The sequence below is a fragment of the Dactylosporangium maewongense genome (genome assembly GCF_039531485.1).
In the GTDB taxonomy this organism is placed as follows: Bacteria; Actinomycetota; Actinomycetes; order Mycobacteriales; family Micromonosporaceae; genus Dactylosporangium; species Dactylosporangium maewongense.
Map to the genome: position 1 here is coordinate 290172 of NZ_BAAAQD010000009.1, position 25766 is coordinate 315937.

Below are 25766 nucleotides of genomic sequence, written 5' to 3' on the forward strand. Positions count from 1 at the left end.
GTTCGGATGAGCTAACGGGGTGGTGAGGGCCTGATCCCGTGCCATACGATCGCGGTCCCACACCGTCGATCGAGCAGGTCACGTGCGCAAGCAGCTGTCCGTCCCCGAACGTATCGGCGCCCTCGGCGCCGGTATCGCGGTGGCCGCGGCGTTCTGGCCGATGTTCACGACATCCACCGGTCTCGGTGCGCCGTGTCTGCTGCGCACCTTCACCGGCGTCCCGTGCCCGGCCTGCGGTCTGACCACCGCCGCGGTCGAGCTGGTGCACGGACACGTCGTGGCCTCGGCGGCGGCGAATCCGGCCATCCTGGGCGTCGCGGCGGTGACCGCCGTGACGGTACCGCTGCTGCTGCTGCGCCAGGTCGGCGTGGTCGGCGCCCCGGTGCCGTGGTCCGGCAGGGCCCGATCGCGCATGGGCTGGGTCATGCTCGTGGCGGCAGCCATGAGCTGGGCCTTCCAGTTGCACCGGCTCGGGTTCTCCTGAGCCGGAAGTTGTTGCAGTACCCCCACTTTCTCGTCCAAGGAGTTCCATGAACCTCGCAACGTGGCCCGTGCGGGTCGGCGCCTTCATCGTCGACTACATCCCCGCCTGGCTCCTGTTCGGCATCGGCGCCGGCGTCGGCCGCAACGACGACGGCACGCTCGGCCCGATCTACTTCGTGTTCTCGCTGCTCGGCTTCGGCTACATCGTGTACAACCGCTGGATCCTCGGCGGCAAGGGCCAGAGCCTCGGCAAGAAGGCGCTGGGCCTGTACCTGGTCAAGGAGCAGACCGGCCAGCCGATCGGCGCGGGCATGGCGTTCCTGCGGGACATCGCCCACGTCGTCGACAGCATCATCTGCTACATCGGCTGGCTCTTCCCGCTCTGGGACGCCAAGAAGCAGACGCTGGGCGACAAGATCGTCGGCACGGTCGTCACCAAGGCGTAAGTCCGCCATGGGAAGCACCCCGGACCTCCGGGGTGCTTTTTCATGCGCCCGGTAGCGTCGGCGTGATGAGGCTCGTGCTGGTCGCCGACACCCATGTACCGCAGCGGGCGCGTGACCTGCCGGCCCAGCTGTGGGCGGCGGTCGAGGCCGCCGACGTCGTCATCCACGCCGGTGACTGGGTCGACGAGCCGTTCCTGGACCGGTTCGAGGCCCGGTGCGCGCGGCTGATCGGTGTGTACGGCAACAACGACGGCCCGGCGCTGCGGGCCAGGCTGCCCGAGGTCGCCGACGTCGACCTCGACGGGCTCCGGGTCGCCGTCGTGCACGAGACCGGCCCGGCGACCGGCCGCGAGCAGCGCTGCGACGCCCGCTTCCCGGGCCGGGACCTGCTCGTCTTCGGCCACTCGCACATCCCGTGGGACACCGTCACACCCGCCGGCCTGCGACTGCTCAACCCGGGCTCACCGACGGACCGCAGGCGCCAGCCGTACGCCACCTACATGACCGCGACCGTGACCGGCGGGGCGCTCGTCGACACGGTGCTGCACCAGGTGCTCAGAGCGCCTCGAGCGTGAAGTACTGCTTCAGGAACGGCAGCAGCGTCTGGTACGCGATGATCGTGTCGGGCTGCTTGTTGTCGTGGGACAGCACGATCGAGCCCTGCCGGACGTGCTGCTTCACGTCGGCGATGACCCGCCTGATGTGGGCGGCGTCATCGGAGTCCTTCGTGTGGTTCCAGTCCGCGGGGTCGACGTCCCAGTAGATCGACGCCATCCCGAGGTCCTTCGCCTTCGCGATCAGGCCGGGGGTGAAGTTGCCGCCGGGCGCGCGGAAGTACTTGATCGGGGCGCCGGGGGCGGCGGCGTGGATGGCCTCGTTGGTGCGCTTGAGGTCCCAGTCGATGTAGCCGGGGTCCTTCTTCGCGAGATTGGTCAGGTGCTGCCACGAGTGGTTGCACAGGGTGTGCCCCTCGTCGGCGATCCGCCGCACCAGCGCCGGGTTGTCCCGGGCGCGGAAGCCGACCAGGCAGAACGTGGCCTTGACGCCGTTGTCCCGCAGCAGGTCGAGGATCTTCGGGGTGTTCACCGGGTCGGGCCCGTCGTCGAACGTCAACGCGACCGCGGTCGTCCCGGTGCGGCTCTGCGAGCCGGCGGCGCCGTGACCGGAGCCCGGCGGGCGGATCACGAACGTGCCCTCGGGCCCCTTCACCGTCGACGCGCTCGCCTTCGGCGACGGCTTCCCGGCCGGTGACTTCGAGGCGGACGGGCCCGCCGACGGCGACACGTCGGCCGTCGGGGAGGGGTCCGCGGACGCCGTCGCGGAAGGGGCGCCGGTGGCGGGCCGGGCGGCCTGGTGGTCCTGCTTCTTGTCCGACCCGCACGCCGTGAGGGCGAGCATCGAGGCGATCAGCAGCGTGACCACGGACCTGCGTCGGGGCACGTTGAACGCTCCTTACAACAAACGGCAAAACGCGTTGCCCGGCCAACGTAGCCGAATCCGGGCATGATTCACATCCCCTCTAGCGGAACGGAGGCATGTGAATACGTAGGGTCATGGGACTCGATACTGCCGTTATGGTGCTGGCATGACGACCGCCAGGGTGGTGCCCGTGCAGCTCCTACCGCATCTACGCCGTGCCCGGGACCATCTCGACCGGCACTATCGCGAGCCCCTCGACCTCGACGCCGTCGCCGCTGTCGCGTGCGTCTCCAAGTACCACTTCGTGCGCAGCTTCGAGTCGGCGTATGGCGAGACGCCCATGCGTTACCTGACCCGCCGCCGGATCGAGCGCGCCCAGGACCTGCTGCGCTCCGCCAACCTGACCGTCACCGAGATCTGCATGCTGGTCGGCTTCAGCAGCCTCGGCTCGTTCTCGTCCAAGTTCACCGCGATCGTGGGCGAGAGCCCGACCGCCTATCGGGACCGCTGGGCGGCGCTCGGCAATCCCCACGTCCCGGGATGCTTCCTGTTCATGAACGGCGTGCTGACGCGCAATTCTGGAGAAGCACCCCGAAGCTGACGGTCAGTAACGTTGTCCGCATGATCTCGAACGTTTCGCTTGTCACGCTGTACTGCCTCGACCAGGACAAAGCCCGCGACTTTTACGTCGATGTGCTCGGTTTCGAGGTCCGCACCGACGTCACGTTGGGTGAAGGTTACCGCTGGCTGACGATCGGCCACCCGAGCCAGCCGGAGCTGGAGGTGACCCTCATGCTCCCCGGCCCGCCGCTCGACGAGGAGGCCGCCGCATTCGTCCGCCGCCAGCTGGAGAAGGGTCAGATGGGCGCGCTCGGCCTCCGTGTCGACGACTGCCACAAGACGTTCGAGGAGCTGTCCGCGAAGGGGGTCACGTTCCTGCAGGAGCCCTCCGACCGCCCGTATGGCGTGGAGGCCGTCATGCGCGACATCACCGGCAACTGGCTGGTCTTAGTCGAGCCCCGCGCCTTCACACCGTCAGACTTCAGCTGACGGACACCAGCCCGCCAGGGTGAGCCCCTGACCTTCGCCTCGAGTCCCGCAATGTACGTGGAGGGTTGCTGACGACACGCTCGACAACCGGTCTGCCCGGCGCGACGGTCATCGCGACCTGGTCGACGACCTCGACGCCGTCCGTTCGCAGATCAGCCTGGCGCTGACGGGGCGGCCGCTGTCGGTGGTGCGGGTGCTGCGGGGCCGGCCGCCCTTCATGCAGAAGAACCTGCCGAGTGCACGCCCGGCTCCAGCCAGCCCGCCCCGACCTGACGCTCGAAGTGGCCGGTTCCGCAGGCGGCGAGCACGGCTCTGCGATGCGCGACGGCAGCGGTGTGCGACGGCAGCGGTGTGCGGATGGCAGCGGTGCGCGGGTGGCGTCGGGTCGGGTTGGCTGGTGGGCATGGGTGCGCAGAGGGAGATGGCTCAGGCGTGCGGGGCTGAGCTCATGGCTGGTGGGTGTTGTGCGCTGACCAGCCGGTGGCGGCGGCCCACTCCTCCGCTGCGACGATGACGAGGTCGACGACCGGGTCCTTGACGTCGCTGTAGATGCCGAGGTCGTCGGGGATGCCGGAGAGGGCGTCGGCGAGGGCGGACTTGAAGGCGCCATAGGCCGGGACGGCGGCGGGGTGGGCGCGGAACCAGTCGCGGAAGAGCAGGGCCAGGCGTTCGTTCGGGGAGCCGGTGCGCCGGACGTGCAGGTTGATGCCGGGGCCGGACCACATCCGCTTGGTCCATCGGGCCGGGTCGTCGGTCAGGCCGGCGGGCACGTGGTCGCGCTCAAACGGCATGCGGGACAGGCCCAGGGCCTGCAGCGGGGCGTCCAGCGGCGCGTCGAGGTCGGCCACGCTGACCTGCAGGTCGAGGATCGGCTTGGCGGGCATGCCCGGGATCGACGTGCTGCCGATGTGCTCGACGGCGGCGGCGTGCGGGGCCAGGTCGTGCAGGAGGCGGGCGGCGAGCGCGAGGCCCTGGGCGGCCCAGTCCTCGCGCGGCGCATCGACGATGATCGGCATCAGGGCTCCACTGTGGCTTCGCGTTTGGCCTTGGCGCGGCGTTTTCCTTCGTGCATCGCCTGTACACGTGGCACGGGGATCGTGTGGCCTTCCTCGATCAGGGCGGCGTCGAGTCGTTGCGGGGATGGCATCCGCTCGGCCCACGGGTCGGCGCCGGCGAGGAGGGCGGGCACGGTGTGGACGGTGAAGTCGGCCGGCGAGACGTCGTCGAGGTCGTCCCAGGCGACCGGGAAGGAGACCGGCGTGCCAGGGCGCAGCCGTGGACTGTACGCGGCGGCGACCGTCGCGCCGCCGACCCTCGTCGGGTCGAGGAAGACCTTGCCCTCGCGGTCCTCGCGGATGAAGGCGGTCGTGGCGAGGGACGGGTCGAGCCGGGCGGCGCGGGCGGCGACCGCGCGGGTGGCGGCGGCGATGTCCTCCATCGGCGCGTGGGCGTCGATGGGCACGAACACGTGCAGGCCCTTGGCGCCGCTCGTCTTCACCACGCTGTCCATGCCGAGGTCGGTGAGCACGGCCCGGATCAGCCTGGCCGCGCCGACCGCGAGCCCGAACGCGTCCGGCGTCGGCGGGTCCAGGTCGAGGATCATGTGGGTGGTGTGCGCGAAGTCGGGTGCCTTCGACAGCAGCGGGTGGAACTCGATGGAGCGCTGGTTGGCGAACCACAGCAGGGTCCGCCGGTCCTCGCACAGCCCGTAGGTGACGTTGCGCTTGGACGACTCGGCCCAGACGGTCACCCGGGGCACCCAGTCGGGCGTGTACTTCGGCAGGTTCTTCTGCATGAAGGGCGCCTGGCCGCGCAGCACCCGCACCACCGACAGCGGACGCCCCGTCAGCGCCGGGATGATCTGCGAACGGACGGCGTCGAGGTAGTCGACCAGGTCGCGCTTGGTCGCTCCCGCCTCGTCGAACAGGGTCTGGTCGAGGTTCGTCAGCGCGACGCCGTCGCGCTCCTCATTCGCAGCGGTCACCGCCACACCGTAACCCCCGTCCGATGCCAGACACTGGAACCTAGTGTCCTAGGAAGCATAACGCGACGTGACCCCGGCCGCCAGTCGCAGCCGGGGCAGACCCTCAACGAGCGCGGATCACGCCGCGTCCTCCAGTACCAGATCCATGTTGATCAGACCGGCGGTGCTGACACCGGCGGCGGCCGAGGCGATGACCGTGGCCATCGGTTCGGTGACGTTGCCCGCCAGGTAGACCCCGGGGACGCTGGTGGTTCCGGCGGGACCGGAGGGGAGGTGCGTGCCCAGCGGCACGCCGTGCGCCTCGAAGGCGGCCGGTGCCAGTCCCAGCGGCTCGAGGAACGCGGCGCGTGCCGTGACCCGTCCCATCGCAACCAGGGCCTCGACCGGCACGATGGTGCCGTCCGCCAGGTGGGCGCCGTCCGCGCCGTACGAGACGACCTCGCCCTCGACGATCCGGATCCCGCGCCGGTCCAGCCGCGCGACCTCGTCCGGGGTCGGGGCGGGGGCGGTGTGCCGCAGCAGCGTGACCTGCGGGGTCCACTGCCGCCACAGCAGCGCCTGGTGGGCCGCCATGCCGGTGGTGGCGAGGACGGCGACCGGCTGGTCCCTGACCTCCCAGCCGTGGCAGTACGGGCAGTGCAGCACCCGGCTGCCCCAGTGCTCGGCGAGGCCCGGGATGTCCGGCAGCTCGTCGACGAGGCCGGTCGTGGCGAGGATCCGCCGCGCCGACACGGTCCGGCCGTCCGCCGTTTCGACGGCGAACTTCGGCGACGCACCGGTGACGGCGGTGACGACGCCGTCGCGGATTTCGCCACCGTACTGGTGAACCTCGGCCCGTCCGATCGACAACAGCTCCGCCGGCGGCGTGCTCTCCCGGCCGAGGTAGTTGTGCACGTGGCCGGCGGGGGCGTTACGGGGTTCGCCGGCGTCGATGACCAGCACCCGGCGGCGGGCCCGGGACAGGGTGAGCGCGGCGCTCAGGCCGGCCGCGCCGCCGCCGATGATCACTACGTCGTAGTCGTTGTCCATGCAACGAGCGTCCGTCGCCCTGGCGCGATCCGCAATGGTGCTTGCTGAAACAGCAAGGCCGGCTCGTCTGCGGGTAGGACGCGGGTCCTACCTGAGGACGAGAGATCGCGGTTCGGTTCGCTACCTGAGACTGTCGTCGCGGGTCCGTGACCGGTCGTAGCGTCGGGGCATGATCGAGGCGCAGGCATTGAGCAAACGCTACGGCGGCACCGTCGCCGTCGATGCACTGTCGTTCGCCGTGAAGCCCGGGCAGGTCACCGGGTTCCTCGGGCCCAACGGTGCAGGCAAGTCCACCACCATGCGCATGATCGTCGGGCTGGACCACCCGACGTCGGGCACCGCTACGGTCAACGGCCGTCCGTACCGGGCCCATCCCGACCCGCTGCGGCAGGCGGGCGTCCTGCTCGACGCCCGATCCGTCCACAAGGGACGGTCGGCCCGCGCGCACCTGCTGGCGCTCGCGCACACCCACGGCATCCCGGCCACCCGCGTCGAAGAGGTCCTCGGGCTGGTCGGCCTGGAGTCCGTGGCGCACCGGCGCGCCGGCGGGTTCTCCCTCGGCATGGGGCAGCGGCTCGGCATGGCCGCGGCGCTGCTCGGCGACCCCGCCGTCATCATCCTCGACGAGCCGGTCAACGGGCTGGACCCCGACGGAGTCCTGTGGATCCGCAACCTGTTGAAGGACCTCGCCGCGGAGGGGCGTACGGTGCTGGTGTCCAGCCACCTGATGTGCGAGATGGCGGTCACCGCCGAGCACCTCGTCATCGTCGGCCGGGGCCGGCTCCTCGCGGACACCACCGTCGCCGAGCTGATCGCCCGGGTCGCGGTCGGCACGGTCGTGGTCCGCTCGCCCGACGCCACGGCGCTGCGCGACGCCCTGACCGCCACCGGTGCCGTCGTCACCGGCGTCGAGCCCGGCCTGCTGCACGTCACCGCCGCCACCGCCGAGCACATCGGTGACGTCGCGCGCGCCGCCGGCATCGCCCTGCACGAGCTCACCCCGCGCCGTGCGTCCCTGGAGGAGGCCTACATGGAGCTCACCGGATCGGAGGTCGAATACCGATGAGGCTCACGTTTCCGCGCGTGCTGCGCTCCGAGTGGAGCAAGCTGCTGTCGCTGCGCTCGACCTGGCTCACCCTCGGCGTCATGGCCGTCGTCACCGTCGGCCTCGCCGGCGCGGTCGGCTATGGCGTGCACCGTTCCGTCCTCGGTGGCGGCGGTGCACCCGACGTGGCCCGGGCCGTCAGCGCCGGTTTCCTGCCCGTCGACTTCGTCGTGCTCGTCGTCGGCGTGTTCGGCGTCCTGCAGATGACCGGTGAATACGGCACCGGGTCCATCCGCTCCACCCTGACCGCGGTCCCGCGCCGCTGGCCCGTCGTCTGCGCGAAGGCCGTCGCCCAGGCGACGCTCACGGTGCCGCTGATGACGGTGGTGTGCCTAGGGTCGTTCCTGGTGTGCCAGGCGTTCCTGGGCGCCGACGGCGCGTCGCTCGGCGACCCGCAGGTGCCGCGGGCGGTCGCGGGCGCCGCGGCGGGTCTCGTCCTCACCGGCCTGCTCGGCCTCGGCGTCGGCACGCTGCTGCGCCACTCCGCCGGTGCGATCACCGCACTCGTCGCCGCCATGTTCGTCGGCCCGGCGCTGCTCGGCGCCGCGCTGCCCGCCGACCGCGCCGACGACGTCATGCGCTTCGTGCCGACGGTCGCCGCCCAGGCCATGTATAGCGTCGACGGCTCCGGAAACCCGTTCAAGACCTTCTCCCCGGCCGTGTCGGCCCTGGTCCTGGCAGGCTGGGTCGCGCTGTTACTGCTCGCCGGCACCCTCGTCCTGCGACGCAGGGACGCCTGACCCCACCCGCACGCCGCTACGGCCCGGCCGCGCCCAGCGGCGCGACGCGGTCCGAGCCACGCCACCCTTCGCCCGCCGAGCCGGGCAGTGAGCGGGGCGGAGCAGTGCTGGTCGCGCCTCATCGCTGCGCGTGGCCGGGGACCAGCGGGGCGCGGCGGTCCCCGTCGTGCCCCGCTGATTCTCGGCCGGCGTCGGCGGGGCGGCGCTCGCCAAGGTGGTCACGGAGATGTCCGGGCCGGGCGTGAGCGGAGTGGTCCTGGTCGTGTCGTTCTCGCTCGGCCGCGGCCTGGTAGGAGCGGCGGTCCTGATGGTGTCGTCGTTGCGTGGCTGGGCCGGGCGATGAGCGGGGGAGCGGTGTCGGTCGTGCCGTCGTTGCTCTGTCGGGGCGGGGGCGGGGGCGAGGTGCGGCGGGACCGTTCGGGCCGGGACACCGTTGGTTGGCAGGGTCGGCAGTTGCGGGGCGGCGGGGCGATTCTGGTCGTGCGCCTCGTCGGTGCGGACGGGGGCGGCGGTACCGGGTGGGACGGGACGATCGTGGGTCTGCGTCAGTCGCTGGCTCTCGGCCGGGGCGTCGGTGCGGGTGCTGGGGCGGAACGATGAGGTCCGGGGAGGGGGATCGGATGGTGGAACGGGAGCCGCCGGTGGTGCGGGACAGGGGCGCGGCGGGGGTGGGGGCGCGGTGGTTCGGTGTGGTGCGGGGGTTCGTGGTGCGGCGCCCGCGCTGGGTCGACGGTGCGCTTGCCGCCGGGGTCGGGCTGCTCAACGCGGACCGGGCGCTCGCCGGGGCCGGGGCGGCCGGGGTGGCGTTCTACGTGGCCGTTCATCTGCTGCTGGTCTGGAGGCGGGCGGCGCCGGTCCTGGTGTGCTGGGCGGTGCTCGGGCTCGCGGTCCTCGGGCTGGTGGTCGTCGGGGTCAGGGTCGAAGGGCTGCATCCGGAGGCGGTGATCGCCATCGGGGTGTACACCGTTGCGCGGCACGCGGCGCTGCGGCGGCTCGTGCCGGTGGTCGTGGTGGTCGGGTCACTGGCGCTCACGGCGTCGTTCTCGGCCGGGCCGCGGTGGACGGCGGTGGGGTTCGTGACGTTCGGGTTGACCGCGGTGGTGCTGCTGGGGTTGGTGGTGCGGACCCGGCGGGCGTACCTGGCCGAGCTGGAGGATCGGGCCCGGCGCCTCGAACGCGACCGTGACCAGCGGGCCGAGATCGCCGTCGCCGCGGAGCGGGCCAGGATCGCGCGGGACATGCACGACATCGTGGCGCACCACCTGTCGGTGATGGTCACGCTCGCGGACGCGGCGACGTTGACGGCGGCGTCGTCGCCGGGCGAGGCGGTGACGGCGATGCAGCACGTGGCGGGCACCGGGCGGCAGGCGCTCGGGGAGATGCGTCGCGTCCTTGGGCTGCTGCACGAGGACACCCGGGCCGCCGTGTCCGCGGGCGCGGGTGGTGCCGGTGATGTGGCGGCGAGCCCGCAGCCGGGGTTGGCGGATCTGGATGCCCTCATCGCCGGTGTACGGGCGGCGGGGCTCCACGTTGAGGTCACCACCGAGGGCGTACCGGGTCGGCTGGGGCCCGGCGTGGAGCTCGCGGTGTACCGGATCGTCCAGGAGGCACTCACCAACGTGCTCAAGCACGCGGGTGCTTCGAGCCGGTCGGGGGTGCGGGTGCGGTACACCGGCGACCGCGTCGAGCTCGAGGTCACCGACGACGGCACGAGCGCCCCGCAGGGCGGTGGGCAGGCTGGTGGCAGGGGCATGACCGGAATGGCGGCGAGAGCGGCGGCGTACGGAGGCCGGTTCGCGGCCGGTCCACGCACGGACGCCCCGGGCTGGTCTGTCCGCGCGACCCTCCACGGCGACCCGGCAAGCGATGCCCCGGCAAGCAGCGGCCCGGCGAGCGGCACGACAAGCGGCGCGGCGGTGCGTGGGGGAAGGGGTGGCGGGGCGTGAGCATCAGGGTGCTGCTGGTGGACGACCAGCCGTTGCTGCGGCTCGGGTTCAGGATGATCCTGTCGACGCAGCCGGACATGGACGTGGTCGGGGAGGCGGGGGACGGCGTGCAGGCGGTGGCGATGGCCGCGGCGCTCGTGCCTGACGTGGTGCTCATGGACGTGCGGATGCCGGTGGCGGATGGGATTGAGGCGACCCGTGGCATCGTGGGGTCGGGGTCGGCGGCGCGGATTCTGGTGCTGACGACGTTCGACCTGGACGAGTACGTGTGGGCGGCGTTGCGGGCGGGTGCCAGCGGGTTCCTGCTCAAGGACGTGCAGCCGGCGGACCTGACGGGGGCGATCCGGTCGGTCGCGGCGGGGGACGCGGTCGTCGCGCCGCGGGTGACGCGGCGGTTGATCGACGCGTTCGCGGGGCATCTGCCGGACCCGGCGGCCGGGGTGTCGGAGGCGGAGCGGCTGCTGGAGGGGTTGACCGTCCGGGAGCGGGAGGTGCTTGTCGAGGTGGCCCGGGGCCGGTCCAACCTGGAGGTCGCGGCGGTCCTGTCGCTGTCGGAGGCGACGGTGAAGACCCATGTGGGACGGCTGCTGATGAAGCTGGGGCTGCGGGATCGCGTGCAGATCGTCGTGTTCGCGTACGAGGCGGGGGTGGTGCGCCGGGGTGGGTCATGAGGCGGCGCCGGGGCGGATCAGGCCGCTTTCGTAGGCGAACGCCACGGCCTGGACGCGGTCGCGGAGGTCGAGCTTGGTGAGCATGCGGGAGACGTACGTCTTCACGGTCGCCTCGCCGAGGAACAGCGATGCGGCGATCTCCGCGTTGGAGCGGCCGCGGGCGACGAGCCGCAGCACGTCGACCTCCCGTTCGGTGAGCGTGGCGAGCTGCGCGGCGGCGCGTGGGTCGGCGACGGGGGAGGCGGCGTAGGAGGTGATGACCCGCAGCGTCACGGCGGGGTCGAGCAGCGCGTGGCCGGCGGCGACGGTCCGGACGGCGTGGACGAGCTGCTCGGGTGGGGCGACCTTGAGCAGGAAGCCGCTGACCCCGAGTCGCAGCGCCCGGCGGACGGCCTCGTCGTCGTCGAAGGTGGTCAGGATGATCACCTTGGTCGGGCCGGCGGCGAGGATGTGGCCGGCGGCCTCGATGCCGTCGCCGTGGGGCATGCGGACGTCGAGGAGGACGACGTCGGGGTTGGTGCGGCGGACCTCGTCGAGGGCGCGGACCCCGTCGGCGGCCTCGCCGACGACCTCGATGTCGGGCTGGTGGTCCAGGAGCATGCGCAGCCCGGCGCGGATCATCGCTTCGTCGTCGACGACCACGACGCGGATCATGACGCGGTACCGAGGGGGAACGACGCCCGGACGGTGAACCCGCCGGGTCGCGCGCCGGCGGTGAGGGTGCCGGAGAAGACGGCGATCCGTTCGCGCATCCCGATGAGCCCGTGCCCGCCGCCGTCCAAGGCGGGGGTGGGGGCGGGGGCGGTGGGGGGTAGGACGTTGTCGACGGTGAGGGTCAGGCGGTCCGTTGCCCGGTGCAGGTGGACGCTGGTCGCGGCGGTGCCGGCGTGGCGCAGGACGTTGGTCAGCGCCTCCTGCAGGACCCGGTAGGCGGAGATGTCCTGGGCGCGGGGGACGCCGGTGAGGTCGCCGTCGACGGTCAGCTCGACGGGCAGCCCGGCGGCGCGCAGCTCCGCGACCAGTTCCTCGGCGCGGGCGATGGACGGCTGGGCGACGAGCAGGTCGGGTGTGTCGCGGAGGATGCCGACGAGGGTGTGCAGCTCGCGGACGGATTCGCGGCCGAGTCGTTCGACGCCCTGCAGCATCTCCGCCTGTGGTGTGCCGGCCGGGAGGGTGGCGCGGACGGCGCCGAGCTGCAGGACCATGACGCTGATCGAGTGGGCGACGGCGTCGTGCATGTCGCGGGCGATCCGTTGCCGTTCCTCGGCGACGATCGCGTGCTCGCGGGCGTCGCGTTCGGCGTCGAGGGCGGTGGTGAGCCGGGCGAGGAGTTCGGCGCGGTCCTGTAGCCGGCGGGCGAGCAGGCCGACGCCCCAGGCGCCCCAGCACAGCAGGCCGAAGAACAGGTTCTCCCAGGCCATGGCGGCGAGCCCGCCGACCGTGGATCCGGCGGCGCGGCCGGCGATCCACGTGCCGAGGCTCGCCATGAGCTGCGCGGCGAGCGGCGCGAGCCAGGAGCCGGCCGACCAGAACCGGGACGGCCGCGAAGTATCTGGTGGCCAGGAGGCCGCCCGCTGGTAGCCGGCCCAGCCGGGGGCGAGGAAGAACCCGAGGACGGCGGCGCCGGTGGGGCCGTTGAGCCCGCCGGCGACCGCGACCGGGAACGCGGCGGCGACGATGGCGGAGCCGGCGATCGGGAACCGGCCGGCGAGGGCGGTGCCGGCGACGACGGTGGCGAGCGCGGCGGCGGGCACGGCCGGCGCGGCGGAGAACGCGCTGTCGAGGAGGATCTCGGCGACGCCGATGACCGCGAGGGTGACGGCGGCGGCCCAGGGGAGGAGGGCGGCCCGGCGCGCGAGCGTGCGGTGCATGGGTTGATCCTATTGCCGCAGTTCAGGGCCCCGGGTCGGCCGTGCGGCGGACAGGTTGACGGTGCCGTGTCCGTCGCGCGGCGGACGCGGGTCGAGACGCCGGACAGCAGACCGTGGGGAGGGTCGGACCATAGCGTTTGCGGCATGAACGAACACGCAACCACGGCCCACCGGGTCCTTCCATACGCCGCCGGCACGTCGCTGATCGCCGGCGCTGTCCTCTTCTTCGCCGGCCTTGCCACGTCCCCGCCGAGCACCGGCGACGACAAGGCCTCCTACCTGCAGTCGTTGGCCGCCGACCCGTTCCAGACGCAGCTGTCGGCGCTGCTGCTGCACTACGGCAACCTGCTGATGGGCGTCGGGATGCTGGCGCTGCCGCTGCTTGTGCGGGGCCGCCGCGGCAGCGTCATGACGCTCGTCGGGGCGCTGCTCGGGGCGCTGTTCCTGACCGAGATGTCCGGGGCGCTGCTGTCGGACTGGTTCCACATGGAGATCGGCCGGAACCTGCCGGTCGAGCAGGCGGTGGCGCTGTCGGACAAGGTGCTGGCGCACCCCGCGCAGCAGCTGGCGTTCAGCCCCGGCCCGCTGGTGTCGCTGGCGCTGCTGCTGACGTTCGTCGGGCTGGCCCGGGCCGGTGTGATCGGCTGGTGGTCCCTCGCCGGGATCGTCCTGGGTTACGCCGGGCTGCTGCTCATGCCGTACGACACGCCTATCCTCCCGGCGGTAGGGACCCTGCCGATGCTGGCGGTGATGGCGTTCGCCGGCCTGCGGGTCATCGAGCGGGCCAGGATCACCGCACCGGAGCCGGTCCGCGCCGCATAAAGAAAAGTCGCATAGAGACGGACCTCACGACCGGTGGGCCACGCGACGGCGTACAGCGCCGGAGCCGCCCGCCGGTCGTAAGGTGTGTGCATGGTCGACGCCACTTTCACACCCCGGACGGCGGTGGGCCTGCGCTCGGAGCGTGGACCGGTCCTGGCCTCGGTGATGCTGACCACCGGGCTCGTCGCGCTCGACAGCACGATCATCGCGACCGCCGTGCCGTCCGTAGTCCGGGACCTCGGCGGGTTCTCGCAGTTCCCGTGGCTGTTCTCGGTGTACCTGTTGACGGCGGCGGTGACGACGCCGCTGTACGGGAAGCTGGCGGACGTCGTCGGCCGCCGCCCGGTGATGTTCGCCGGGATCGCCGCGTTCCTGGTCGGGTCGGTGCTGTGCGGGTTCGCGTGGAGCATGCTGACGCTGATCGTGTTCCGGGCGGTGCAGGGTGTCGGCGCCGGCGCGATCCAGCCGATGAGCATGACGATCATCGGTGACCTGTACACGGTGGAGGAGCGGGCCAGGGTTCAGGGGTACGTCGCCGGGGTGTGGGGTGTGTCGTCGGTGATCGGTCCGGCGATCGGCGGGGTGTTCGCGGACTACCTGTCGTGGCGGTGGATCTTCTTCGTGAACATCCCGGTCGGGCTGGCCGCCGTGTGGATGCTCGTGCGCAACCTCAAGGAGCGCGTCGAGCGGCGCCAGCACCGCATCGACTACCTGGGCGCGTCGCTGCTGGTCGCGGGCTGCACGCTGCTGATCCTCGGCACGCTGGAGGGCGGCATCACGTGGGCGTGGACGTCGGTGCCGAGCGTGGCGATCTTCTCCGGTGGTGCCGTGCTCATGGTCGCGTTCTGGTTCGTGGAGCGCCGGGCCGCCGAGCCGGTCCTGCCGCTGTGGGTGTTCCGGCACCGGATCCTCGTCGGCGGCAACCTCGTCGCGCTGGTCGTCGGCGCGTTGCTGATCGGGCTCACGTCGTTCGTGCCGAGCTTCGCGCAGGGTGTGCTGGGGGCGAGCGCCGTCGGCGCCGGGTTCGTCGTCGCGGCGATGTCGCTGGGCTGGCCGATCGCCGCGACCCTCTCCGGCCAGGTCTACCTGCGCATCGGGTTCCGTGACACGTCCCTGGCGGGTGGCGCGGTCATCGTCGCCGGGAGCGTCATGTGCGCGGTGCTCGGCCGGTACACCGGCATCGGCTGGCTGACGGTCGCCTGTTTCGTCATCGGTGTCGGGCTCGGGCTGACGTCGAGCCCGACGCTCGTCGCGCTGCAGTCGGTGGTCGGCTGGGACCGGCGGGGTGTCGTCACCGGCACGAACATGTTCTTCCGGTCGATCGGCAGCGCCGTCGGCGGGGCGGTGTTCGGCGCGATCGCCAACACGACCCTCGACCGCCGGTTCGCGGCCGCTCCGCCCGGTGTGCGGGAGCGGCTCGGCGGCGCCGACGCGACCGACGTGGTGCTGAAGGGGAAGGACACCCAGCCGGCGGTCCTGGAGTACGCGCGGGGCAGCCTGTATGCGGCGACACACCACGTGTTCATCGCCCTGGCCTGCGTCGCGGTCCTCGGTGCCGGCGCGGTGCTGCTGATGCCGCGCCGGGCCACGCCGTTGCCGTGATCCGACACACGGTAGATCCATTTCCTACCGGTCAGGTGGGTACGATCGCCGCCATGCGCTCCAGGACCCTCCTCCTCGCCGCGGGTCTCACCGCGGCCCTCGCCGCCGCTGCCGGCTGCGCACCGGCCGACGACGACACTGCATCCCCGGCCGCCTCGAGCGGCGCCAGCCCCGGCACAGCGACCTGTGACCCGGCGAACCTCAAGACGGTCGCCGCGGGCAAGCTCACGATCGCGACCGACGAACCCGTCTACGAGCCGTGGTTCAAGGACAACAAGCCCGAGTCCGGTGAGGGCTTCGAGTCCGCGGTCGCGTACGCCGTCGCCACCAAGCTCGGCTACAGCAAGGACCAGGTCGTGTGGACCCGGGTCACGTTCAACAACGCGATCGCCCCAGGCAAGAAGACGTTCGACTTCGACGTCAACGAGTTCTCCATCACCGACGAGCGCAAGCAGGCCGTCGACTTCTCCGCCCCGTACTACGACGTGACGCAGACCGTCATCGCGTTGAAGACCTCGAAGATCGCCGGTGCGAAGAGCGTCGCGGACCTGAAGGGCGCCAAGCTCGGTGCGCAGGTCGGCACCACCAGCTACCGTTCGATCACCGAGGTGGTGCAGCCGTCGGCGCAGCCGCAGGTGTACAACAACAACGACGACGCGAAGAAGGCCCTGCAGAACGGGCAGATCGACGGGCTCGTCGTGGACCTGCCGACGGCGTTCTACATCACCGGCGCCGAGATCACCGACGCGCAGATCGTCGGGCAGCTGCCGCAGCCGTCGGGCACCCCGGAGCAGTTCGGTCTCGTGCTCGACAAGGGTTCGTCGCTGACCGGCTGCGTCAGCCAGGCCGTCGACGCGTTGCGCGGCGACGGCACCCTCAAGACGCTGACCGACAAGTGGTTGTCGTCGGTGCAGGGCGCGCCGAAGCTCAGCTGATGACGTTCAAGCCCAGCCCGTTGCAGCTGGAACGGGACGCGTACCGCCGCCGGCAGACGATCCTGTCGGTGGCGGTCGCGGCCGTGTCCACGCTGGTCGTCGGGGTTCTGCTGTACGCGGCGGTCACCGGCGCGCCCGGCTGGGACCGGTTCCGTGCCAGCTTCCTGTCGGTGGACGCCGCCCGCGACTCGTTGCCGGCGGTGCTGCGTGGCCTGTGGCTGAACGTGCGGCTGCTCGTCGTCTGCGCGGTCGCGGCGGTGCTGCTCGGCCTCGGCATCGCCACCCTGCGCACCGTCCGGCCCGCGGTGTTCTTCCCGTTGCGGGCGCTCGCCGCCGGTTACACGTACACGTTCCGCGGGCTGCCGCTGATCGTGACGCTGTACCTGTTCGCGTTCGGGGTGCCGGGGCTGCGGCTGAGCGGCACCCCGTCGGTGCTCGTGCTCGGCGGGATCGCGATCGTGCTCACGTACGGCGGCTACATCGCCGAGGTGTTCCGCGCCGGCATCGAGTCGGTGCACCCGTCGCAGCGGGCCGCGGCCCGGTCCCTCGGCCTCAACTACCGGCAGACGATGCGGCACGTGGTGCTGCCGCAGGCGGTGCGGCGGGTCGCGCCGCCGCTGCTCAACGACCTGGTCGCGATGCAGAAAGATGTCGGGCTGATCTCCCTGGCGGGGCCGATCGACGCGATCCGGGCCGCGCAGATCGAGACCGCCGGGTCCTACAACTACACCCCGTACGTCGTCGCCGGGGTCCTGTTCGTGCTGCTGGCGATCCCCGTCGTCGCGGTCACCGACTGGGTCACGCTGCGTGCCGCCCGCCGCCAGTCAGGAGACAACCGGCTGTGACCCTGCTGTCCATCAACGGCGTGCACAAGTTGTTCAACGGCAATCCGGTGCTGCGCGGGGTGTCCCTCGACGTCGCCGAGCACGAGGTCGTCGCGCTCATCGGCGCCTCCGGCTCCGGCAAGTCGACGCTGCTGCGCTGCGTCAACCTCCTGGAACAGGTCGACGACGGCACCATCCACCTCGACGGTGAGGACATCACCGACCCGCGCGCCGACCCGGACAAGGTCCGCCGCCGCATCGGCATCGTCTTCCAGGCGTTCAACCTGTTCCCGCACCTGAGCGTCCTGGACAACGTGACGCTCGCCCCGCGGCACGTCCACAAGCTGCCGGCGCGGGAAGCCGAGGCGAAGGCCCTCGCGCTGCTGGAGCGGGTCGGTCTCGCCGGCAAGGCCCGCGCCTACCCCGACCGGCTCTCCGGCGGCCAGCAGCAGCGGGTCGCGATCGTCCGCGCCCTCGTCAACGACCCGCGGCTGCTGCTGCTCGACGAGGTCACCTCCGCCCTCGACCCGGAGCTGGTGGGGGAGGTCCTCGCCCTCATCCGCGACCTGAAGACCGACGGCGTCACGATGGTGATCGCCACCCACGAGATGAGCTTCGCCCGGCAGGTCGCCGACCGGGTCTGCTTCCTCGACGGCGGTGTCGTCGTCGAGGAAGGCCCGCCGGAGCAGGTGTTCGGCGCCCCGCGCGAACCCCGCACCCGCCAGTTCCTGCAGCGCATCACCGAAGCGGGCCGCCTGTAACCGCCGGCACCTGCTGCGTGCGCTGCCGGGGCCGGCTGCATGTGCGCCGACGGTACCGGCGAAAACCGCGTGCACCGGGGTGGGCGGCTCGGATATGTTGCGGCGATGACCATGACGCATGCTCTCCTCGCGGCGGCGGCGATGTCGGCCGTGCCGGCCATGCGCCTGCGCGCCCGGCGTCGCGCCCTGGTCCGCCAGGTGTGACGCACACCTTGTAGAGCGTCGCCACCCGAGTCGCGCCAGGGCCCTCCGAGTCCATCTTCGGAAACGGACGGGCCGCGATGCCGCCTGTCCGTGTTCGCCGCCCTTCGTCGGGGCGGCAGACGGGACCACGGTCATGGCGCCATCCGCTCATTCTCGCAGCCGTCGCGTGTACGGCCAGAACCTGCTCACCGCACCCACCGAGATCCACCGACTCGTCGACGCCGCCGGGCTCGACCCGTCCACGCTCGTCGTCGAGGTCGGGGCGGGCCGCGGGCACCTCACCGCCGCGCTCGCCGAACGGTGCCGCAGGGTGATCGCCTATGAGGTCGACCCGGACCTGGCGGCGGCCCTGACGGCGGCCCTGCCGGCCCGCGACGGCGTCACCGTCCGGGTCGCGGACTTCCTCGCCGCGCGGCCGCCGGCGGCACCGTTCGCGGTCGTCGGCAACATCCCGTACGCGCTGACGTCCGCCGTCGTCGACTGGTGCCTGCACGCTCCCGGGCTGACCGGCGCGACGCTGCTCACCCAGCTGGAGTACGCCCGCAAACGCACCGGCGACTACGGCCGCTGGAGCCGCCTCACGATCGCGACCTGGCCGTGGTGGGACTGGCGGCTCGTGGGGCGGGTGCCTCGTGGGGCGTTCCGGCCCGTGCCCCGGGTCGACGGCGGCATCCTGCGGCTGACCCGCCGCCCTTCGCCGCTTGCGCCGGCCCGCGGCTACGCGGGGTTCGTGGAGCTCGGGTTCAGCGGGGCCGGCGGCTCGCTGCATGCGTCGCTGTGTCGCCGGTACGACCCGCGCCGCGTCTCGGGTGCGTTCCGGGCGCTGCGGCTCGACCCGGACACGCCCGTCGGGCTGGTGTGGCCCGAGCAGTGGCTGACCCTGTTCCGCCTGCTCCAGCACCGTCCGCGGTAACGCACAGCTGGCCGCTTTTACAAGCGCTGGCGAGCGGCCGGCTACTACAGAAAAGGGCCGGCTGCTACCGCAGCGTCTGCGTCAGTGTGTAGCCGGCAGTCGCGGCGGCGAGTCCCAGCACCAGGCTCGCCGTCACGTACGCGGCCGCCCGCCGCGGCCGGCCCTCCTCGACGAGGCGCAGCGTCTCCAGGCTGAACGTGCTGTACGTCGTCAACGCGCCGCAGAACCCCGTGCCCACCAGGGTCCTCACGGTGGCGGGCAGCGCGTCGCCGGCGCCGATCAACGCCCCGAGCAGCGCGCTGCCGAAGACGTTGACGATCAGCGTCCCCAGAGGGGAGCGGTCCTTGAGCGCCCGTTCGGTGAGGTACCGGGCGGGCGCCCCGACCGCCCCGCCGATCAGCACCAGCAGCAGCGTCATGCGGGACGCCTCGTCAGGCGGCGGGCGGACCACACGCCGAACGACACGGCCGCCATCGCGGTGACCAGCGTCCCGGCGACGTACGCGGCCGCGGTCCAGGCGGCACCCCGGGAGGCGAGGACGACGGCGTCGACGGTGTAGGTGGAGAACGTCGTGAACCCGCCCAGCACCCCCACCCCGAGCAGCGGCCGCAGCAGCGGGTGCCGGCCCTCGACGACGACCACGAGGACCCCGATGAGCAGGCATCCTGTCGCGTTCACGGCGATGGTCGACCACGGCACACCCGCCTGGGCGTCGTGCGGCAGCAGCAGCGCCACCCCGTACCGGGCGGCGCTGCCCGCGGACCCGCCCACGGCGACGGCGCCGAGGACGTGCGAGGGGCGTGCGGACATCGGGTCAGGGTACCGGTTTACCCGATCCGTACCCGCCGCTGACCACGGCCACGCCCACGCACCGGACGCTGGGCCGCATGCAGCGCTCGATGCGGTTGATGATCGTGCCCGCCGGCTCCGTGCGGGCGGCCGTCCTCACCTGGGATGTGTGCGTCAGCCCGCTTCCGGCAGCCGGGAGATGATGGTGAAGCCGCCGGCGGGGACGAGGGCGCGGATACGGCCCGCGGTCGTCGTGTAGTGCTCCAGCTCCTCGCCGCCGGGGTCGTTGACGGTCACGGTCGCGGCGCCCTCAACGGCGCCGCCGGCCCCGCTGGACCTGGCCGCCATGTCGACGTCGCAGACGCGGGTGCTCGTCGCGACGCTGCGCAGCAGCGTCACCCGCGCCCGGTGCTGCGGGTCGCGCAGCGTCAGGCAGCGGATCTCCCCGTCGTCGCGGCAGCTGCCGGCCGTCGTCGACGTGTCCGGGTCCGCCTCGGCGATCCGCGCGACCGCCGCCGCGTGCGGGTCCGCGTCCAGGGCCAGCATCGCCAGGAGCCCGTGGATCGTCGACTCCGCGCCCGCGTCACGGTGCACCACCCCGCGCCGGCCCAGCTGCCGCGGTGACCCGTCGACGATGTCGACACCGTCGTAGGTGCGGCCGGTCGCCGGGTCGTACATGGGCGCGCCGGCGGGGTTGTTGCCGAAGAACCACGAGCCGGCGATCCCGGCGAGGGTCGACAGCGCCGGGCGGCCCGTCACCCGCGCCGTGGTCAGCAGCGACTCGACGCGGGACTGCGCGCCGTACGACAGCTGCACCCCGTCGATCGTCAGCGCCTCCCGCGCTCCCGGCACCGCGACCCGCAGGTTGTCCGGTCCGCCCTCGACCAGCAGGTGCGGGGTGAACGACGCCGCGTCGGCCAGAGCGGCGTCGCGTGCGGCGAGGTCACCGGCGACCTCGTACACGCGGGCGAGTCCGGCCGGTGCGAGCCCGGCCCACGCGTGCCAGGCGCTGCGGGACAGCGCCGACGGCAGCACCGCCCCGAACGGCCACGTCCACGGGGTGCCGGTCCGCATCGCCGTGACGCCCTCGGCGAGCTGCTCGATGAGCTTGCGGGCGTCGTCGTCGCCGGTGCAGCCGGTGTACGCGCAAAGCCCGAGCAGCGCCTCGCCGGTGAGGTCGGCGCCGTCGCCGATCAGCCACGCGGGGGTGGCGGACTCCTCGACGACGCGCCACTGGCCGTACCGTGGCAGCACCTGCCGCCGGATGGCGCTCATCGCCAGCCGGAGCCGGCGGCGCAGGAACGCCGGGAACTCCGGCTCGCCGCCGTCGTCGGCGCTGAACGCGGCGAAGCCCTCGCCGAGCGCCCACACGGTGCGGGCCAGCCACGCCGACTCACCCTCGTCGGACGGGTCGGGGCTCTCCGCGGGGATGCCGCTGCGGTTCAGGGTGCCGTCCGGCTGCTGCCACAGCACGACGTTGCCGTGGGCAAGGTCGCCGGGGTCGTCGTCGGTCTCGTCGTCGTGGACGGTCTGCAGGAAGCAGAGGCCGCGCAGCAGCTGCCGGGCGGCGTCACGGCTGGTGCCGTCGCCGGTCGCCCGCCAGTGCCGCACGTAGACGACGGCGGCGCGGGCGATGTCGTCGGCATTGAACGCGCCCTGGGTGTAGTAGCCGTTGTCGGGGTCGACGGGCCCGCCGCCGACCGGGAGGTAGGTGTCGTCCGGGAGCCGCTCGGCGTAGGTCCAGACGACCTCGACCGCCGGCTCCTCGGCCAGGCGGAACGTCGTGTGCCCCGGCTGCGGCGGCGGGGTGAGGCGGACCCGCAACGAGTCCAGATGCGCAAGATTCGTCAGCACCGGACCGGGATACCCGACAAGTCCGAATTTATGCCACTATCGGTTGACTGCGAGCTCGCCGAGCTCGGACCAGTCGTCCTGGTCGACGGTCGCGTTGACGATCCGCGGGGTCGCGGCGAGGTACTGCGGCAGCGTTCGCTGCGCGTCCTTGAAGTGCGCCGACTGGACGTGCGCGCCGCCGGCGTCACCGTCGCGGAACGCCTCGACCAGTACGTATTCGTTCGGGTCGTCGAGGCTGCGGGACCAGTCGAACCACAGGCAGCCCGGCTCGGCCCGCGTCGCCCGGGTGAAGTCCGCGGCGATCTCCGGCCACCGCTCCGCGTGCTCCGGCAGGACCTGGAACTTCGCCGTAATGAAGATCATGACGTCTTCCTCCGTGGGATCAGCGGAACATCTGTGGTCAGCGGAACATCTGTGGTCAGCGGAACTTTGTGATCAGCGGAACGCCAGCCGCGCCTGGCGGCTCGGCTCCAGGACCATCACCTTGTAGGGGCAGGCCCGGTCGGTGATCGCCTCGTACGCCTTGACCGCCCGGTCGGCCGCGTCCAGGGCCTGAGCGAGGGGCGTCTGCCCCTTAGCCCTTGTTGCGGAACAGCGCGCCGTAGAACGCCGAGGCGAACACGGTGCCCTCGTGCCAGCCCACCCGCGTGGACGTGCCGATGTAGACGATCTCACCGTGCAGGCAGTCGCGCAGCGCCTTCTGCCAGGCGCCGATCCCGGTCTTGCAGCCGTCGGCGAGCACCGCGCTCGCGTTGAGCCCGTGCCCGCGCTCGGCCGCGTAGTCGCCGAACTCCTGCAACGCCAGCATCGTCTTGCCGTCGGTACTGCTGAACGTCGGCGTCTCCGCGTGGTCCCCGTGCGCCATCACGTGCAGCACGTCGCACGCCGCCGTGAACGCGGCGAAGATCGTGTCGGGGTCACGGGACCGCACGAAGTCGATGTCGACGATCGGGACGGGTAACCCGGCGTTGATGCTCTGCAACGTCGACTGCACGAACGCCATCGACGCGTCGAACGACTGGTCCAGCCCGATGTCGAGCAGGCTCACCCGCCGGTTCCGCATACCGCAGCCCCCCTCGCTCCGGTCACATTGTGCGTCAGTCCGGCAGGACGGGCTTCTCCCACACCGAGACGTGCTGGACGCTCTCACTCGTGAAGGGCTCCTGCTGCCAGTTCGCCCAGCGCGCGAGCGGCCGCAGCCCCGCGATCTGCGCCATCAGGTCCAGCTCGGCCGGCCACACGTACCGGAACGGGATCGACCGGAAGCCGCCGCGGCCCCCGGAGATCTCGACGTAGTTCGAGCTCATCGACTGGGTCGCGACGTCGTAGAGGTCGTACGCCCAGCGGGTCTCGCTCACCAGGAACGGCACCACGTCCTGCCCCGGCGGCAGCCGCCGCAGGTCGGGCATCATCACCTCGACCGCGAACCGCCCACCGGGCTGCAGGTGCGCGGCCACGTTGCGGAAGCACGCGACCTGCGCCGCCTGCGTCGTCAGGTTCATGATCGTGTTGAAGACGAGGTACGCGACGGCGAACGACTGGTCCACCCGCGCCGTCGCGAAGTCCCCGATCGTCACGCCGATCGCGTCGCCGCCGGGCTTCTCCCGCAGCCGGGCCACCATCGCCCGGGACATGTCGATCCCGTGCACGGGCACCCCACGTGCCGCGAGCGGCAGCGCGATCCGCCCCGTGCCGATGCCCAGCTCCAGCGCGGGCCCGCCGTCGGCGAGCTCGACCAGGGTGTCGACGGCCGGCTTCACGACCGCGGGGTCCGCCATCTCCCTCGACGACTCGTCGTACCGGGCCGCGACCCGCTCCCCGAAGTAGCCGTCCTCATCGATCATCGCCGGACCCTATCGCGACCGTCCGTTTTCGGTACGTCAGGGGCACGGTTTCCGGTTCCGGCGCGGGGGCCCGCCGCAGCGGCCCCCCGGTGCCGGTGCCACGTGGTCAGAGCTGGCCGGTCCGCTCCCGCCACGCCCGCTCCTTGACGATCCACTCGTTGTCCTGCGGGAACTCGTCGATGCTCGGCACCCGCCGGACCTCGACCTTGCTGCCGGGGAACTGGGGGAGCCGCTTGGCCCACTCGACCGCCTCGTCCTTCGAGGCGACCTCGAGGAGGTAGAAGCCGCCGAACAGCTCCTTCGTCTCCCCGTACGGCCCGTCGGTGACAACCGGCGTCTCCCCGTCGAAGTGCACCACGACCCCCTGCGCCGGGTCGTCGAGCCCCTCCGCCGCCACCAGCACCCCGGCCCGCATCAGCTCCTCATTGAACTTGCCGACCGTCTCCAGCATCTCCTCGAACGGCGTCTCCATCATCTTCGCCGTCGACTCATCGCTGCCGCGCATGATCAGCATGTACTTCGCCATCGTGGTTCTCCTCACGGTGAAGGTCGCTCCTCGACCTTCTCACCCCAAGGTCGAACGACCCACCCGAGGATCGACACGCCACCCAAACGAATTTCCAACGGCGTTCCGCCGCAGCTCAGCCGGTGCCCCACCACCCTCCGCCGGCCCGATCACCCCCGCCCCGCCGGCGCGGTCACCCTCAGCCGGTCGCGTTGTCGGCGACAAATGAGGTGACGCCGCAGAAGCCTATGCGCCCCTGGCCGAGCCGCACGCCGACTGCGGCCGCATCGGCCGATCGGATGGGGTCAGGCGATGATCGGCCATTTCCATGTGCGAAGGACTGTCCGCAGCGCCTAGGAAAGAGCCATGGCCAACGAGGTAACCGTCCCCCTGCTGCCCTGCGCATCGATTGACGACATCGTCACCTTCTACGGGGTTCTCGGCTTCAGCACGACGTACAAGCAGCGCAAACCCAACCCCTGCGTGGGACTGCAACGTGAAGACCTGCACCTGCAATTCTTCGAAATCGCCGGGTTCGACCCAGAGCAGTCCTACGGCTCCTGTCTCGTGCTCACCTCGGACATCGCGGAACTGCACCGGGCTTTCGCCGCCGGCATGCGGGCCGCATACGGCAAAGTCCTGGTGTCCGGAATGCCGAGGATGACCCGACCCAGGGCTCGAAAGAACGCCGACGGGCTGGGCGGATTCAGCGTCATCGACCCGGGCGGCAACTGGATCCGCGTCTTCCAGAACGCCGCCACGATGCCCACGCCAGCACCCGCACCCACCGGACGACTCGCCAAAGCGCTGGCGAACGCCATCGTGCTGGCCGACTCCAAGGGTGACGTCGGCCAGGCAGTCCGCATCCTCGACAGTGCGTTGGCTCGCCCGCAGGCCGACGATGACCCCGTCACACAGGTAGAGGTTCTGGTGTACCGCGCAGAACTGGCGATGGCGCTCCATGACCGGGAAACCGCAACGGAGATGCTGACCCGCATCGAGCACGTCGCGCTGAGCGCAGACCAGACCGGAAGGGCGGCACCGGCCTTCGAGATCGCTGCCGACCTCGCAGCGGCGCTGCGATGAGTTCGGGGGTGCAGCGGAGCCGCAGGCGATGCCCTCTCATCGGCCAAAAGCGCGCGTCGACGTTTGGTCCAACATCGCGATCGGCGTCTACGCAGGGTGACGAGGCGGCCCTGTGCCGATCTGGCCGCTGACTCCCGATGGTCAACAAGTGGCGCTCGTTCTGGGTTCTGGCGCAATCTCCGTGAATGATCACTGCGACTACGCGGGCGCCGTCGAGGCTGGCGCTGTTCGTGCAGTCCAAAGCTCAGTCCTCAGGTAGCCGTCGTTGACATCCGTCCTGGCTTCACGGAATGTGCGCCAGAGCCCGGTTCTCGCGGACAAAATCAGAGGCCTGGAACCGGTCCGGCGGGGCGGTCTCGGCGGCGTCGGACTGGTCCGACAGGAGGCGGTGATCCTGCCGGACTGAAACGGTGAGGTGTGGGTCGCCGGACGGCCGGGTCGCGCCGCCCTCCGGCGGTCCGGTCGCGGTCCGGTCCGGTGGCCCGGTGGGTTGTGGTTCGGTCCGGTGGCCGGTGGGTTGTGGTTCGGTCCGGTGGGGCGGTTGTGGCGAGGCCGGTCCGGCGGGAGGCATTGCTCCTGTCGGACCGGCCGGGAGAAGTGCGGGTGAGTGGGCGGGGTCAGCCGACCTCGACCGCGGCGGCGGCGAACTGGACTGAGTACAGCCTGGCGTAGGCGCCGTCGGAGGCGAGCAGGGAGGTGTGGGTGCCCTGCTCGACGATGGTGCAGTGCTTCCATGTCGTTCCGCCGCGGCTCACGCCGAGGCCCGCCCTCTAGCGGGGCGGTCGCGGCCCGGGCCGGGTCCGGCGGGGTGGACGCGGCGGTGCCGGGCCGGTCCGGCGGGAGGCGGGGCTCCTGCCGGACCGGGCGGCGAGGTCCGGGGCTC

30 protein-coding genes and 1 pseudogene are annotated in these 25766 nt (G+C 71.9%); 17 read left to right on the plus strand and 14 right to left on the minus strand.

Annotation, left to right across the window (positions count from 1 at the left end):
- The first annotated feature begins 82 nt into the window (after positions 1 to 82).
- The 3 genes from ABD332_RS23940 to ABD332_RS23950 all read left to right on the plus strand — a co-directional run bounded on the left by ABD332_RS23940 (position 83) and on the right by ABD332_RS23950 (position 1504).
- A complete protein-coding gene (locus tag ABD332_RS23940; protein ID WP_344504302.1) occupies positions 83 to 484 on the plus strand; it encodes a DUF2752 domain-containing protein in 402 nt (133 codons plus the stop codon).
- Positions 485 to 530: 46 nt separating this feature from the next.
- On the plus strand, positions 531 to 929 hold the full coding sequence (locus ABD332_RS23945; protein WP_344504303.1) for an RDD family protein: 399 nt from the start codon (positions 531 to 533) through the stop codon (positions 927 to 929).
- A 65-nt stretch (positions 930 to 994) separates the two neighbouring features.
- Positions 995 to 1504, plus strand: coding sequence for a metallophosphoesterase family protein (locus ABD332_RS23950; RefSeq protein ID WP_344504304.1), 510 nt, complete (start codon positions 995 to 997; stop codon positions 1502 to 1504).
- Here ABD332_RS23950 and ABD332_RS23955 read toward each other — a convergent pair.
- The gene (locus ABD332_RS23955; RefSeq protein WP_344504305.1) at positions 1485 to 2369 is read right to left on the minus strand and encodes a polysaccharide deacetylase family protein; all 885 of its coding nucleotides are present in this window, start codon (positions 2367 to 2369) and stop codon (positions 1485 to 1487) included. The genes ABD332_RS23950 and ABD332_RS23955 overlap by 20 nt on opposite strands.
- 145 nt (positions 2370 to 2514) lie before the next feature.
- Here ABD332_RS23955 and ABD332_RS23960 point away from each other — a divergent pair, with 145 nt between their 5' ends.
- The 3 genes and pseudogenes from ABD332_RS23960 to ABD332_RS60090 form a co-directional block, all read left to right on the plus strand.
- Positions 2515 to 2949: a helix-turn-helix domain-containing protein gene (locus ABD332_RS23960; RefSeq protein ID WP_344504306.1), complete on the plus strand. Its 435-nt coding sequence runs from the start codon at positions 2515 to 2517 to the stop codon at positions 2947 to 2949.
- Positions 2950 to 2969: 20 nt separating this feature from the next.
- Positions 2970 to 3398 (plus strand): VOC family protein, encoded by a 429-nt coding sequence (locus tag ABD332_RS23965; protein ID WP_344504307.1) that lies wholly within the window; start codon positions 2970 to 2972, stop codon positions 3396 to 3398.
- A gap of 112 nt (positions 3399 to 3510) precedes the next feature.
- Positions 3511 to 3645, plus strand: a pseudogene (locus ABD332_RS60090) (ATP-dependent DNA ligase); the annotation flags it as partial.
- A gap of 199 nt (positions 3646 to 3844) precedes the next feature.
- Here ABD332_RS60090 and ABD332_RS23970 read toward each other — a convergent pair.
- From ABD332_RS23970 to ABD332_RS23980, 3 genes are all read right to left on the minus strand, one after another.
- A complete protein-coding gene (locus ABD332_RS23970; protein WP_344504308.1) occupies positions 3845 to 4414 on the minus strand; it encodes a GrpB family protein in 570 nt (189 codons plus the stop codon).
- A complete protein-coding gene (locus tag ABD332_RS23975) occupies positions 4414 to 5382 on the minus strand; it encodes a DNA polymerase domain-containing protein (protein WP_344504309.1) in 969 nt (322 codons plus the stop codon). The genes ABD332_RS23970 and ABD332_RS23975 overlap by 1 nt, the downstream gene beginning before the upstream one ends.
- Before the next feature lie 117 nt (positions 5383 to 5499).
- Positions 5500 to 6411 (minus strand): NAD(P)/FAD-dependent oxidoreductase, encoded by a 912-nt coding sequence (locus ABD332_RS23980; RefSeq protein ID WP_344504310.1) that lies wholly within the window; start codon positions 6409 to 6411, stop codon positions 5500 to 5502.
- Between the two features lie 169 nt (positions 6412 to 6580).
- Here ABD332_RS23980 and ABD332_RS23985 point away from each other — a divergent pair, with 169 nt between their 5' ends.
- From ABD332_RS23985 to ABD332_RS24000, 4 genes are all read left to right on the plus strand, one after another.
- Positions 6581 to 7477 carry an ABC transporter ATP-binding protein gene (locus tag ABD332_RS23985; protein ID WP_344504311.1) on the plus strand — a complete coding sequence of 299 codons (897 nt, stop codon included), beginning with the start codon at positions 6581 to 6583 and terminating at the stop codon, positions 7475 to 7477.
- The gene (locus ABD332_RS23990) at positions 7474 to 8256 is read left to right on the plus strand and encodes an ABC transporter permease subunit (protein WP_344504312.1); all 783 of its coding nucleotides are present in this window, start codon (positions 7474 to 7476) and stop codon (positions 8254 to 8256) included. Before ABD332_RS23985 ends, ABD332_RS23990 begins: the two co-directional genes overlap by 4 nt.
- A gap of 620 nt (positions 8257 to 8876) precedes the next feature.
- Complete coding sequence (locus ABD332_RS23995) at positions 8877 to 10202, plus strand: sensor histidine kinase (RefSeq protein WP_344504313.1); 1326 nt, start codon at positions 8877 to 8879, stop codon at positions 10200 to 10202.
- Positions 10199 to 10873 carry a response regulator gene (locus tag ABD332_RS24000; RefSeq protein ID WP_344504314.1) on the plus strand — a complete coding sequence of 225 codons (675 nt, stop codon included), beginning with the start codon at positions 10199 to 10201 and terminating at the stop codon, positions 10871 to 10873. The genes ABD332_RS23995 and ABD332_RS24000 overlap by 4 nt, the downstream gene beginning before the upstream one ends.
- Here ABD332_RS24000 and ABD332_RS24005 read toward each other — a convergent pair.
- Together ABD332_RS24005 and ABD332_RS24010 are read right to left on the minus strand one after the other, a co-directional pair.
- A complete protein-coding gene (locus tag ABD332_RS24005; protein ID WP_344504315.1) occupies positions 10868 to 11527 on the minus strand; it encodes a response regulator in 660 nt (219 codons plus the stop codon). The genes ABD332_RS24000 and ABD332_RS24005 overlap by 6 nt on opposite strands.
- Positions 11524 to 12744, minus strand: coding sequence for a sensor histidine kinase (locus ABD332_RS24010; RefSeq protein WP_344504316.1), 1221 nt, complete (start codon positions 12742 to 12744; stop codon positions 11524 to 11526). The genes ABD332_RS24005 and ABD332_RS24010 overlap by 4 nt, the downstream gene beginning before the upstream one ends.
- Positions 12745 to 12888: 144 nt before the next feature.
- On the opposite strand from ABD332_RS24010, the gene ABD332_RS24015 reads away from it, so the two are divergent.
- From ABD332_RS24015 to erm, 6 genes are all read left to right on the plus strand, one after another.
- Positions 12889 to 13566 carry a hypothetical protein gene (locus ABD332_RS24015; RefSeq protein ID WP_344504317.1) on the plus strand — a complete coding sequence of 226 codons (678 nt, stop codon included), beginning with the start codon at positions 12889 to 12891 and terminating at the stop codon, positions 13564 to 13566.
- Between the two features lie 90 nt (positions 13567 to 13656).
- Positions 13657 to 15168, plus strand: a complete 1512-nt coding sequence (locus ABD332_RS24020; protein WP_344504318.1) for an MDR family MFS transporter — start codon at positions 13657 to 13659, stop codon at positions 15166 to 15168.
- Positions 15169 to 15221: 53 nt separating this feature from the next.
- Complete coding sequence (locus ABD332_RS24025) at positions 15222 to 16103, plus strand: ABC transporter substrate-binding protein (protein WP_344504319.1); 882 nt, start codon at positions 15222 to 15224, stop codon at positions 16101 to 16103.
- Positions 16103 to 16948 (plus strand): amino acid ABC transporter permease, encoded by an 846-nt coding sequence (locus ABD332_RS24030; RefSeq protein ID WP_344504320.1) that lies wholly within the window; start codon positions 16103 to 16105, stop codon positions 16946 to 16948. The genes ABD332_RS24025 and ABD332_RS24030 overlap by 1 nt, the downstream gene beginning before the upstream one ends.
- Entirely contained in the window at positions 16945 to 17688 is a 744-nt protein-coding gene (locus ABD332_RS24035) for an amino acid ABC transporter ATP-binding protein (RefSeq protein WP_425552277.1), read from the plus strand. The genes ABD332_RS24030 and ABD332_RS24035 overlap by 4 nt, the downstream gene beginning before the upstream one ends.
- Positions 17689 to 18025: 337 nt before the next feature.
- Positions 18026 to 18805: an ErmE/ErmH/ErmO/ErmR family 23S rRNA (adenine(2058)-N(6))-methyltransferase gene (gene erm / locus ABD332_RS24040; protein WP_344504321.1), complete on the plus strand. Its 780-nt coding sequence runs from the start codon at positions 18026 to 18028 to the stop codon at positions 18803 to 18805.
- 64 nt (positions 18806 to 18869) lie between these two features.
- Here the strand turns inward: erm and crcB are convergent, their stop codons facing one another.
- The 7 genes from crcB to ABD332_RS24075 form a co-directional block, all read right to left on the minus strand.
- The gene (gene crcB, locus ABD332_RS24045) at positions 18870 to 19223 is read right to left on the minus strand and encodes a fluoride efflux transporter CrcB (RefSeq protein WP_344504322.1); all 354 of its coding nucleotides are present in this window, start codon (positions 19221 to 19223) and stop codon (positions 18870 to 18872) included.
- Complete coding sequence (locus tag ABD332_RS24050; RefSeq protein WP_344504323.1) at positions 19220 to 19615, minus strand: fluoride efflux transporter FluC; 396 nt, start codon at positions 19613 to 19615, stop codon at positions 19220 to 19222. The genes crcB and ABD332_RS24050 overlap by 4 nt, the downstream gene beginning before the upstream one ends.
- A 153-nt stretch (positions 19616 to 19768) precedes the next feature.
- Positions 19769 to 21448, minus strand: a complete 1680-nt coding sequence (locus ABD332_RS24055; RefSeq protein WP_344504324.1) for a hypothetical protein — start codon at positions 21446 to 21448, stop codon at positions 19769 to 19771.
- A 36-nt stretch (positions 21449 to 21484) separates the two neighbouring features.
- A complete protein-coding gene (locus ABD332_RS24060; protein WP_344504325.1) occupies positions 21485 to 21811 on the minus strand; it encodes a putative quinol monooxygenase in 327 nt (108 codons plus the stop codon).
- A gap of 211 nt (positions 21812 to 22022) precedes the next feature.
- Complete coding sequence (locus tag ABD332_RS24065) at positions 22023 to 22511, minus strand: hypothetical protein (protein ID WP_344504326.1); 489 nt, start codon at positions 22509 to 22511, stop codon at positions 22023 to 22025.
- 34 nt (positions 22512 to 22545) lie between these two features.
- Positions 22546 to 23292, minus strand: a complete 747-nt coding sequence (locus tag ABD332_RS24070; protein ID WP_344504327.1) for a class I SAM-dependent DNA methyltransferase — start codon at positions 23290 to 23292, stop codon at positions 22546 to 22548.
- Between the two features lie 106 nt (positions 23293 to 23398).
- Positions 23399 to 23833 (minus strand): YciI family protein, encoded by a 435-nt coding sequence (locus ABD332_RS24075; protein ID WP_344504328.1) that lies wholly within the window; start codon positions 23831 to 23833, stop codon positions 23399 to 23401.
- A gap of 330 nt (positions 23834 to 24163) precedes the next feature.
- Here ABD332_RS24075 and ABD332_RS24080 point away from each other — a divergent pair, with 330 nt between their 5' ends.
- Positions 24164 to 24883, plus strand: coding sequence for a VOC family protein (locus tag ABD332_RS24080; protein WP_344504329.1), 720 nt, complete (start codon positions 24164 to 24166; stop codon positions 24881 to 24883).
- Positions 24884 to 25500: 617 nt separating this feature from the next.
- Here ABD332_RS24080 and ABD332_RS24085 read toward each other — a convergent pair.
- Positions 25501 to 25638, minus strand: a complete 138-nt coding sequence (locus ABD332_RS24085; protein ID WP_344504330.1) for a hypothetical protein — start codon at positions 25636 to 25638, stop codon at positions 25501 to 25503.
- Between the last annotated feature and the right edge of the window lie 128 nt (positions 25639 to 25766).